The sequence below is a fragment of the Ruminococcus sp. AF31-8BH genome (assembly GCF_003460605.1).
Taxonomy (GTDB): Bacteria; Bacillota; Clostridia; order Lachnospirales; family Lachnospiraceae; genus Blautia_A; species Blautia_A acetigignens.
In genome coordinates, this window is sequence record NZ_QTVN01000001.1 from 269,795 (window position 1) to 282,278 (window position 12,484).

A 12,484-nucleotide genomic window follows, 5' to 3' on the forward strand; every position below is an offset into this window, starting at 1 on the left:
ATCTATTATTTATCAACCTGGCATGTTTTAGGGACTGTGCACAGCTTCATCTTAACAGTGCCGCAGGTGCCGTCTCTTATAATAATTGGAGGCTTTCTCACATTTCCCCAGGATATATGCGGGTAGGAAAAATCCTGGTTTATCATCAGCTTAACAGGCTCTGTATGATTCGTTCCAAGTACTCGCAGATAGTCAAGAACTATATAACAATCTGTGGCGTCTTCCGCTTTTTCCCCACACACCTCAATACGAATCGTATGCTCTCCATAAGGCAGGTCTTTAATAGAAAAAATCGGCAAATGATAACACTTATCGTAACCTGCAGAACAGCAGGAGAAATCAACTCCGGCACTTCTCTGGCTGATATGGGATGCTTTCTTTTCCCCGTCTACATATACGTCTGCCATACCAAACGCAGGATCCTGAGGGCCGTACCATAGGATTCCGGTGCCCTGAAATTTACAGGTAAATGCGGCGCCTTTTTCCCTGCTCCACATCTCCGTTCCGTGGTCACTTTCCTTCTTATCCGTTACCTGATACCAGGTTCCGGTATAGGCAATTCGCGAATCAGATTCCAGAATTTTTTCTTCTTTCGGATCGAGCACTTCCAAACGGATATTAGCTTTGGAGACTTCCCGACTTCCATTCTGATCGGACTTCTTTTTGGCACCGAATATTTTCAGCATTCCAATTTTTTCAGCATCTTTTTCCCTATTAAATGCATCCTGTATTTTAGTTCGATTCTCATTATAAACATACGCTTCTGCAACATCCTCTTTGGTACTTTTGAAATCATTACTTCCATGATATTCTCCATCATAACGCCCAAAAAGAATATCATCTCGCATGTCTTCTCCCCAGGAAGTCACTGGCATTTCACCCCAGATATTGGATCTGGTAAAGCGCTTTGCAGTTCCCTGATTTCGTGAAATATGGTCCGTGGGATAAAGAGAAATTCGTCCCTCCTGATCCGGATCCAGATTTCTTCTCCAGGATAAAGTGTCCACAGATGGATCCAGAATATATGCTATTCCAAGCTCATCCAGCCCGCCGCAATCTACGCCTACACGAAGCTTCATCTGCTTGGGAAGATGCTTTTCCAGGTGAAGGATCTGATATGTTGTGTAGAAGGTTCCGTCATTTTGAATCTCTATTATCCACTCTATAGATAGCGTTTTTTCATATCTGCCTTGAATTCGAACTTCTACAAAATCCTGTTTTTCTTTCACCGCAAAAGAAGTCATATACCAGGCTCCAAGCTTCAGGTATGGTACATTTAATATTGGACCGCCAACCAGAATTTTATTATTTTGCCTTGCCCAGCCGCCGGTCAGAAGACCGGTTTTAACATTGAAAGAAAACTTAAAATCATTTCCTGTTATGAAAACTTCCTGGTTTTCTTTATGAATCTTTAAAGCTTTTATATTTTCTGTTTCATCTGCACTTAACTCAAACAGCGGAGCTTCCACATAATCTCGGGAAAACACCTTCATTTCATCTATCTGGCAGTTATTTCTATCCAGGAATTCCAGTGTCACCGGAGACTGATTCTCTGCATTTTCCAGCGACAGTAAAACCTTAATCACCTTTCCCGGCGCACATTCCGGAAGCTTCCAGATACCGTTTTCGTCACCGCATTTCCACTGCACTTTGACTTCATTTAAATTGGTGTGACAGAAACGATTTTCTATAATCAACAGAACCTTTTTCTCCTGAGCCTTTACTTCGCTGTGAATAACTTTAATTGGAGAATAGGCTTTTCTGGTCATGTAAAACTCCGGTTTCTTTCTTCTCCAGACATCAATAATTCCCCATTCCATCTGTCCGTTCCCACCATCATAAAGATCCGTTTCATCGATTCCAGCCCAGATTGCACCGCCAAGAGCACCCTCTGTATTCCAGATATTATCCCAGAAAATACGGATGCTTTCGCCCCAGTAGCTTCTGATGTTTGGATCTCTTCGCATCTCCTCACGGTTGTAGCAGGCTACATGCACATATTCGTCATGAAGCACAGGCATATCTTTTCCAGGTGCACCTCCCACACTTAAATTGTCCTTTTTTCCTGCCAGATCAGCATTGTATTCAGAGTAATGAATGCTCCAGATATCCGGCATTTCATGTTCTTCCCGAATAGTCATTGGATAGCTGAATTTTGTCATTCTGGTAGGATCCTTCAAATGCGCAAAGCGATTAAGAAGATCAAAGTTATGACCTCCAAAGGACTCATTACAAAGAGACCAGATAATTACACAAGGATGATTGTAATCCCTTGCCATTGTTTCTGCAAAATGACTGAGATAACGGTTTGTTTCCTTAGGATCACGCTGTGTATAGGGCAATGTCCTTGCAATAAATGCCAGTGCCAGTTCATCCTCCACATAAATTCCATGCTCATCACACTGGTCAAGAAAATATTCGCTTGGCGGATAATGGGAGGTTCGAATATAGTTGCAGTTTGCTTCTTTAAACAATGCTACATCCTGTTCAATCAGCTCATTGGTCAATGCACGTCCATTTCTTGGACTGATTTCATGGCGGCACACACCGCGTAATTTCACCTCATTATGGTTTACAAATAGACGATTACCCTTGCGTTCCAGCTTTCTGAGACCCACCTTTTTTTCTGCCTTTTCCAGTAGTTCCCAGGTACCAGAGATAGAATCTAATTTATATAATATAAGTTCAAATCTGTATAGTCTTGGGTGCTCTGCATCCCAGAGAACCGGGTTGGCTACGTACAGCTGATCGGTGTAATAGCCTTTTATTTTATTGTCTAAAACCAGAGATTTCTCCTTTGTTTTTATACCGTTTGGATCATATAAAGCAAACTCAGCTTTATATACAGCATTACCAGCAAGCTGACCTTTTTCCTTCCCGACAGCCATTTCTGCAGACTGTATTTTCCCCTTCTTATCTATGCTTCCAGGCATATCTGCCAGATCCATATCCACCCGCAGGCTGCAGGTTTCCATATCCTCGTCAAACAACGGTGACAGATAAAGTGCGTTCACATAAGCTTCCGGCAATACATACAGCCAACTGCTGTGAAGCATTCCTCCATGGCTATAGGCACTGACAATATCTGCTTCTTCATCCACATCAATAGCAAGAGAAAACGTCTGTTTTCCACATACTTCCTCCGTAATGTCCACATTCCATGTAATAAATCCGTTTTCATGATATGCCACCTGTTTTCCATCCACATAGACTGTGGCAAAACCATTAATCCCCTGGAATTTCAGCACAATACGGCTATTTTCCTCTCTCTTTGGAAGCTGTATCTTCCTCTCATAGCTGTAGTGCTGTGATAATCCCTTTTTGTGAAGAATTCCCATGTCAAAGGGCACCTGAACCTGTTGTACTGCACCGTCTTTTTTGTCTGTTACTTTCCAGCTTCCATCCAGGCAGATTACTGAATTTTCTGCCGCTTTACTCCATTTTGGAAGGGGAATCACTCTTGGCATAGGATAATTTTTTAATTCATCTATAGTCATATTCATTTGTCTTCCTCCAACAGCATTTGTATTCTGAAAGACTCCCGCACGCCTGGAATCAGCTTTACATCAGGTCTTCGAACGCAGCCTCGTACCATTCTGGGATAATTGAAATCTACTGCAATATTCATTTTGAATCCACCTGTGTAGCTGCTTCCTTCCAATACTGCATAATCAATCGAAGTATATGTATTCTGCGCTTTTTCTTCTTTTGCTCCGGTTACTTCTATGCGAAGTGTATGTTCTTTTTCTTCCAGTCCATGTACTTCTGCCAGTATCTGTCTGTAGCGTTTTTCATAGCCTCTGCTCATTCCCGGAAAATCTACTTTCGGTGGGTACTGACTCACATCTTTCTTCCAGAGTTCTCCGTCCAAATATACGTTACACATCCCATATAAAATATCCCATGGCCCATAAACAGTGATCCCTGTCCCTGTAAAACTCAGTTCTGCGTAATCTCCTGCTGTATTGCTTAATGTCTCAGATCCGTTAAGATTTCCACAGTAATCTTCCATTTTTATCCAATTACCTACATAATTTATTCGCGGATCCAAATTATTTACAATAGCTCCTTCTGTTAATTCAGGTGCCGGTTCTAACCGAACCTTACACCCCTGAAAAACCCTTCGTACTCTATCCGGTTCTGTTACATAATAAGCTCCACCCTTCTCTCCTAAGCCACCACTTGAAATGCCGATTTCTGCTTTCACGCGGTGTGGCATATGGCGGAATAGCTTCTGAACTTCATATGCAGTTTCTAGTATTCCATTCTGAAAAAGAGTAAGATAAAAACAAAGATCAAGGGTATTTTCATAGGTTCCGCTTATCTTTATCTGTACATTTTCTGCCCCATCCACAGAACAAATTTCAAGGCTTCTCCCTATCCATTTTCCAAGTAAGAATCCTGCTGTATTCAAAAACGGGCCGCCTTTTATCAGTACTTTTTTTCCTTGTTTTTGTATAAGCCCAGCTTCCTTTAGCAGACATTTTTTTCTGGAAAAAACATAAAAAGTATTGTCATTTTCTATGTAAAGAGCATCTTCCGTCCACTGAATTTTCCAGTTTGTATTACGGATTTCATTCTGCCTTCTGAAACAATTTATCTTTGTTTCCACCACAGAATTCTCATTTTCCAACTCCGCGTATGCTTCTTTTGAAGCTGCTCCATATGCATTTTTCAAGTGATAATATTCTGGCTTCGGATTATGATTCACGTCCAGAATTCCCCATTCATAATCCATCAGCCCTTCAAAGCTGCCGTCCTCATCCACGCCAGCCAGCACTGCTCCACCGAGGCACCCTGAAGTCCGAGCTGATTTTTCTACAAAAGTACGAATACTTTTTCCCCAGAAATCACGGATTCCAGGATCTCTTTGAATTTCATCCCGGTTATGACATACTACCGGTGACCAGACCTCGTGAAGTACAGGCACTGGATAGTCTGCATCTGCAATCATATATCCAATCTCATTTTCTGCCCCGGGTGTGTGGAAAATCACCATCTGATCATATGTCTTGTCAAAAGAAAGGCGCCAGTCAATATCATGAACCGGCCATACATCCATCTGTGGTTCTTCTTCCGGAATGGACATTGGCAAGTGGAAGGTCATTAGGCGAATATCATCCAGTTCCCTGATGCGGTCACGAATGATTCCAAAATTTACTCCCCATGCGCAATCATGTCCCAGTGACCAGAGAAGCACACTGGTATGGCTTCCATTTGCAAGCAATTCTTCTGCTGCTGTTTCAAATTCTTTTTGCATATGTGGCAGCTCACTGATGTTTTTTTTGGTCTGTCCCAGTTCATAGAAAGGAGCTGTATTTTCCACCCAGAAGCCCATTTCATCACACAGCTCCAACATTTTTTCACTGAATGGATAGTAAATACTGCGGATAAAATTAATGTGTGCTGCCTTAAATAATTCCAGATCACGGCGCAAAACAGTCTCCCAATTTTCCATCTTAGAATCTGGTTCACGGTAACAGATTCCCAGCAGCTTTACAGGCTTATGATTCCAAAAAACCTGCTGATTTTGCCGCTTCAAAGAACGAAATCCAAGCTTTTGTCCATGCCTTATATAGGTCTTCTCATTATTCCTATCTGATAACTCAAGCACTATATTCACCTGGTACAAAGCCGGATTTTCAGGTGTCCAGCACTGTACTCCCTGGCATTTAAATACAGCCGTTTTCACTCTGGCAGTGTCTTGTCTGAGCTCACCTTTTTCTTTCACAAGGACACTATTTTTATCTCTGATTTCCAGAAAGGCGGCAACATTTTCTTCATTTGTACTTTCTCTGTATTTTATGGTCAATTCCATCTGTCCCTCTGGATTTTCTGCCGTATCCAGCCATATCAGCTCCTGTTTTCTCATTGCTTATTCCCCCGACGATCTATCCTTATTGTTTTCTTATTTATATCTCATACTCATAATATCCGCTTCCCACAGTCATGATTTCCTTCCCATCTGGTGATTCCAAATGCGCCGTAAGTCCCGGCGGAATCTCGCAGAAAACTCTGGTCTTCTCATTTTCCTTTTTCCACTTTACATTGATTTTTCCATAGGGATGCATAGTCCAGGCATTTACCCAGTCCACGCCTTTTTCCGGGTGCGGACGAATTCGAATTTCTTCAAATGGGAGCCCATCGCGAACCAGCTCCAATCCTCCAAGAGATCCATAAAACCATTCCTCAATGCTTCCAAGCATCAGGTGATTCTGAGAGCCATGAATGTTCCCAGGTTCTGGTCCATCCCATTCCTCAGTAAGGGTTGTTGCTCCATTTACTACCTGATAGCCGTATCCTGGTCTATCTGTAATATTTGTCATCTCATTCAGCACATCTGACATACCATATTTCATCAGCGCAGCAATCAAAAACGGATGTCCCACATCTCCTGCTGTAATAGCATATCCTCTTTTTACCACATCATCCTTCAGCTGTGAGACTACTTTTTCCAGATATTTCTCCGGCACTAATCCCACAATCAGACTCATGGCCTGGGCTGCCTGACTCCCGTTGGCATAACGCCCGGTTTGATCATCCAGAAACTGCTGATTATATTCTTCAAAGACAGATTTCATCTTCTTCCTATATTCCTCTGCATCTTCATTTTTCCCAAGGAGTCCGGCAATTTCTGACATTACCTGAAGATCATAATAGTAAATACAGGTTGCCACAACCGGAACCGGTGTATTCTGAGAGTGGGGTGTGCAAGGACCGATATCCAGCCAGTCTCCAAGTCCGTGATGAAGCACTTCATGGTGCGTTTTGGAAGAAAGGTACTCCACATATTTCTTCATTACCGGGAAATATTTTTCCAGTAATGCAAGATCTCCGTAGCGTTTGTATGCATACCAGGGAGCCAGCACACAGGCACTTCCCCACTCAGGTGAATCCAGAAATCCCTTATGCCATTTATCAAATCCAGTCACATATTCCGGACAAATATCCGGTATCAGACCATTTTCCCGTTGGGAATCTGCCATATCTCCTTCAATTTTTGCATACAAATTATGCACATCCAGATTATACATAATGGAAGGTCCGATCAGATGTGTCTGCTCCAGCCAGCCCAGCTTTTCCCTATGCGGGCAGTCTGTGAAATAACTTTTCGTATTGCTTTTGATTGCCTGTAAAACAATCTCATGTATTTGATTAAACAATGTATTAGAGCAAGAAAAATCACCTGCCTGGTCGATATCAGGGTAAATAAATTCACCCTGCAGGGTAACTTCTTTCTCTGGTATGGCTCCCATCATTTCCACATAACGGAACCCTGTATAGGTAAAATCCGGTGCAAATTCCTGTTCTTTTTCCCCATTTAAAATGTATGTCCAGGCGTAGTCTTTTCCTGTTATAGACTGATCAATCCGTCCGTTTTTATCTAACTTTTCCGCAGTTTTCAGAATCACCTTCTGTCCTGCTTTTCTGCCATCTGTTTTCAGGAAAATCCTTGCCCATCCGGAAAAATTTTTTCCTAGATCGTACTGCCATACCCCTGTTTCTACTTCTCTCACACTAACAGGTTGATAGATTTCTTTTATCTTTAATGGTTCCATTGGTGCCGGTTTCAGTTCCCCTGAAGGTGGTTCCACACACACGACAGCTTCCCAAATTTCCGATGTATCTGAGTTCAAATATTCCTTTGTCCATCTTCTTCCATCGAAATCTTCTCCACCGTAAATACAGCAAAATTTAATCGGACTTTTTGCTCTTTTCCAGGATTCATCCGTCACCACATATTCCCGGCTGTCGTCCTCATAAACCAGTTCCAGCTGGCACAAAAACTTGGCTTTTCCGTAGGAGCGTTGGAAATACACATAGCGACCTCCCGGAACATTAAACATACAATCCCCCAGCTTTACCAGAATTATATTCTCTATATTTTCCCCTTCTGCAAAATATTCTGTCACATCATATGCCGTATAAAAGCAGGTCTTTCGAAAGTCTGTCCAGCCAGGTTCCATTACATGATCAGACACTCTTTCTCCATTAATCCAACACTCAAAAGCCCCCATTCCACACACATAAAGCTTGGCCAGCTTCACCGCCTTTTTACAGCCAAATTTCTTCCGGTACAGGTGATATTCATGGTCCTTTGTCTCACCAATGAACTTCCCTTTCCAGTCCTCGCGATTATAATAGGCGGTCTCAAAGGAGCTCTCTTCCTCTGCAGTTATCACACCCTCATCGCTGGAAAATATACAGCTTACATGCCAGGTCATTCTTTTTCCTGACTGAAGCTCCTTTCCTTCATACTGAATTCCAGCCATCCGGGAAGATTCTACAGTTCCGCTGTCCCAAACAGAATTTCCCTGCTCATCCCAGACCTGCACCCGATAGCTTTCCTGGCGCACATTCCTTTTTTCTGTCTCAACTCTCCAGCCAAATACAGGTTTTTTACTTCCTACCAGGATATTTTCCCGGCGATTATCTGTCATCAGATCGTACAGTTTCATTGCATATTCCTCCCTCTTTATGGATAATTTATTATAAAATTTACCTGATATATTTTGAATGGAAAAAACGTATATCTCCTATGTAGATTTTTCATATCCCCCACATTAAAAAGCCCTCCCCAGCGAAAGCACATAACCTGTGCCTTTCCGCTGGAGAGGGCTTCTCTTTATGAAAGCAGAATTTTTAAAGCCTTATTGTTTATCTTATTTAACAGTTTTCTCATTCAGAGTTTCAATGATTTCATCAAAGTCTTCATCTGTCTGGCTCTTGATGTCATCAATGTAATCTTCCCATGCATCGTCATCATTAATGTCGTTCTCACCTGTGATAAACTGAAGCGCAAGCTCTTTTACTCGTGTCTCGCAGGTTCCGCCATATCCAAGCTCTGCTTTTGCAGAAGACTCTTCGGCAGTCAGATAGGTAACCGGTGCTCTGTCGTATGGGGAAACAGAATCCTCTCCGCCGTTGGCATCAGACTCAACCCAGTATTTTCCTTCATAGTAACCTTTTTCAGCATTCCACCATGGCTCCGGATTAGAAGCAACCTCAAGCATTGCGTTGAAATCAATCGGGTTAAATGGAATACCGGTTCTGCAAACGCTAGAAGAGGTAAGTCCATACTCAGCGGATTTTGTTGCAGGTGTTGCATCGTTCAGAATATCATCTACGAAAGTCTTAGTTCCATCAGCTTCTGTATAGGTTTCGCCTTCAACACCCCAGTTCATAAGGTTTACCATCTCATCAGAATACTGATAGTCAATCATTGCTACTGCATATTCCGGATGCTCGGTTTCTGCGCTGATATAAATACCCATATTTGCATTCAGAGATTTTGCTGCCTGTCTGGAACCCCATTTCCAGGCAGTACCATACTCTGTATTCTCTGGAAGATATGCAAGACCCCATTCCATGTTGTCATCTGTCTTAGCAGCATTCCAGCTCGCTACAGATCCAGACCAAAGTGTCGGGCAAATACCGCCAACATTTGTGGTAGCCTTTGTCTGGCCCTGATTGAAGTCTGCTGTTGCAAACTCAGGATCAATATATCCAGCCTCATATAAGCTGTTCAGATATTTCAGGCACTCACGGAAGTTATCCTCGATCGGTCCAAATACCCATTCCTCACCATTGTAGTACAGGCAGTCCCATGTATGGAAAATTCCAACAAATCCACGGTACAGGGAATAATCTTTTGTGTTGTTGATAATAACATAATCAAGATCAAGTGATCCATCGTCAATCTTTGCCTGCATGTCAGAGCAAAGCTGTGTAAACTCATCCAGTGTAGCAGCCGGCTGCCAGCCGTTTTCCTTAAGAAGATCAAAACGATATGCAAATGCTGTGAAGGACTGTGCTCCCTGGATATCATCCGGGTTGTAGAAGCCATCCATAAAGTAATACATGGATCCGTCCTCATTCTTTGCAAAATTCTCGCCACCGTTTGTCTCTTTCATATATTCCGGATAGTAAACCATATAATCGGAATAATCAGCAAGATTTAATAAGGTTCCGTCCTCACCGTACTCATTGACAGCTGATCCCTTTGTTACAGTAGCAATATCCGGAACTGAACCGGACTGAAGTACAACCAGCTCATTTGCCTGATAGTCCGTTGCAGGTGTTCTTGTCCATGTGATATCAAGCTTGCAGCCAAGGTAATTCTCCATAGCCTCCTGCCATTTTTCCTGAACCAGTGTTCCATCAGAAGACTGCTGATAATCTGCGATGCTTACTTCCAGATGTAAGGTTCCGTCCTCAAGCTCCGGAAGCTCAATGCCATTATCTGCAGCTGTTGCTTTTGGTGCTGAATCCTCTGCCCATACAGCAGTTGTTCCCATGGTTGTGAAAAGTCCTGCAGCCATTGCTACTGACATTCCCATAGCGGTAAGTCTTTTGGTGGTTTCTCTCTTCATAATTTCCTCCATTTTCTTTTTTAGACATTGTTGAATAGTAAACGTGTGTCTTTTATTTATAAGGAAAGCTGTCCCCCAGCTTCCGTATAATCTGAATATCAGCCCTTAACAGCTCCTACCTGTACGCCCTGTGCAAAGTATTTCTGGATGAACGGATATACCAGAAGGATTGGTCCTATGGTTGCGATTACGCAGGCATACTGTACATTCAGACTGTTTAGGTTACCGTTACTGATCATCTGCTGTGCATCACTCATGTTTGCAGTACCAGATGTAAATACAATTTTTCTAAGAAGCATCTGAATCGGCTGTTTTGCAGGATCCTTAATGTAAAGAAGTGCTTCATAGTAGCTGTTCCATACGCCAACAACGGAAAACAGACCGAAGGTTGCGTACAATGCTTTTGAAAGGGGCACATAAATCTTTGTAAGAATCTGGAACTCACTGGCTCCGTCAATTCGGGCGGCTTCCCTTATTTCCGGGGAAATTCCCTGATAGAACGAACGATAAATGAAAATATTGTAAGCACTTACCGCATTTGGCAAAATCAGTGACCACCAGCTGTCATACAGACCCAGATTCTGGATCAGCAGGTAAGTAGGAACTGTACCACCACTGAAAAACATAGTGATCAGCAGGATAATGGACAATGGTTTTCTCAGTACGAATTCCGGTGCCATCATAACGTAAGCCATAAGGGAATTCAGCACCAGGCTGACGATCATAGTTCCCACGGCGATTACAATCGTGTTCCAGTAAGCTCCCAGGATATTCTCATCCTTGAATAAAGCTTTGTATCCGTCCAAATGAAATTCCTTTGGAAAGAAAGTAACCTGACCGGTTGTGATCATGCGGTTGCTAGACAGTGAAGTGGCAATTACATTCAGGAACGGATACAGAAATATAATCGATACAATGATCATGAATGCAATGAGGAACACGTCAAATGCTCTGCTGCCAATATGTATTTTGTTATTCTGTTTTTTTGCTTTTCCAAATGACATGAATTTTTCCTCCTACCACAAACTGTTTTCCGGGTTGATTTTCCTGGTAATCATGTTTGCTCCAAATACAAGAGCAAAACCAATGACTGAAATAAACAGGTTTACGGCTGTTGCATACGAGAATTTACCTTCCACGATACCTTTCTGGTAAACAAAGGTTCCGATTACTTCCAGCTGACTTCTGTTTGTGTCGTTCTGCATCAGAAGGATCTTGGTATAATCACTGTTCAGCACGTTTCCAAGATTCATGATCAGAAGAATCGTAGTGGTTGGCTTAATAGTCGGCCAGATAATATTTTTGATCTTCTGCCAGCGGTTTGCACCGTCAATATTTGCTACATCATATAAGGTTACGTCTACATTGGATAGTGCAGACAAATACATGATGGAACTCCATCCTACTGTCTGCCATACCTGTGAACCGAGATATAAAGGAAGGAAATACTGGCTTCCATTATTCATGTCCACTCTCGCCATTCCCAAAAAGTCTCTCACATCGTTGAAAAGTCCGGTAGTAGAGCCAAATCCATTTAGCATGGAACAGATAACTACTACAGAAAGGAAATGAGGAATATAAGAAATTGTCTGTACCGCACTTTTGAATACCTTTCCTCTTAACTCATTCAGCAGAATGGCAAAAATAATTGCCGCCGGGAACGTAAATAGCAGATTCAGAACTCCGATTTTCAGTGTGTTCCATATAATCTGTCCACTGTTTACATTTTTAAAAAATTTAATAAAATTTTTCAGCACAGGCTCCAGCCAGTTGCTGCCCCAGACACCTTTTGATGCTTTATAATTCTTAAATGCGATCAGAATTCCGTACATTGGAACATATTTGAAAATGATCAGCATGATCAGCGGTGCCAGTGCCATAATGCAAAGGGCTTTCTGTTTCCATAGCAGCTGCCAGAATGTTTTTTTCTTTGCCGCATATGGAATAGACGTGGTATTTGACCTTTTCGCCATATTTCTCTCTCCTTCCGGTCTTGTTTTTCTGATGTAATTATTGTATTGTATAAATCGCAGTGTTTGAATGGAAGATTCATAATTTTTTCATGTATATTTTACATTTTTTTCAGAGTTTTCCCGCTAAATATGGAATAT

6 protein-coding genes are annotated in these 12,484 nt (G+C 42.1%); all 6 read right to left on the bottom strand.

The genetic code is table 11. From position 1 onward, the window contains the following. Positions 1–5: 5 nt before the first annotated feature. Positions 6–3,503, bottom strand: coding sequence for a glycoside hydrolase family 2 TIM barrel-domain containing protein (locus DWZ38_RS01140; RefSeq protein WP_117849485.1), 3,498 nt, complete (start codon positions 3,501–3,503; stop codon positions 6–8). Then, on the bottom strand, positions 3,500–5,872 hold the full coding sequence (locus DWZ38_RS01145) for a glycoside hydrolase family 2 TIM barrel-domain containing protein (protein WP_117849486.1): 2,373 nt from the start codon (positions 5,870–5,872) through the stop codon (positions 3,500–3,502). The genes DWZ38_RS01140 and DWZ38_RS01145 overlap by 4 nt, the downstream gene beginning before the upstream one ends. Positions 5,873–5,912: 40 nt before the next feature. After that, positions 5,913–8,459 carry an alpha-L-rhamnosidase gene (locus DWZ38_RS01150; protein ID WP_117849487.1) on the bottom strand — a complete coding sequence of 849 codons (2,547 nt, stop codon included), beginning with the start codon at positions 8,457–8,459 and terminating at the stop codon, positions 5,913–5,915. Positions 8,460–8,663: 204 nt separating this feature from the next. Further along, the gene (locus DWZ38_RS01155; RefSeq protein ID WP_117849488.1) at positions 8,664–10,373 is read right to left on the bottom strand and encodes a hypothetical protein; all 1,710 of its coding nucleotides are present in this window, start codon (positions 10,371–10,373) and stop codon (positions 8,664–8,666) included. Between the two features lie 98 nt (positions 10,374–10,471). Continuing rightward, entirely contained in the window at positions 10,472–11,377 is a 906-nt protein-coding gene (locus DWZ38_RS01160; protein WP_117849489.1) for a carbohydrate ABC transporter permease, read from the bottom strand. Between the two features lie 12 nt (positions 11,378–11,389). After that, the gene (locus tag DWZ38_RS01165) at positions 11,390–12,346 is read right to left on the bottom strand and encodes an ABC transporter permease subunit (RefSeq protein ID WP_117849490.1); all 957 of its coding nucleotides are present in this window, start codon (positions 12,344–12,346) and stop codon (positions 11,390–11,392) included. Between the last annotated feature and the right edge of the window lie 138 nt (positions 12,347–12,484).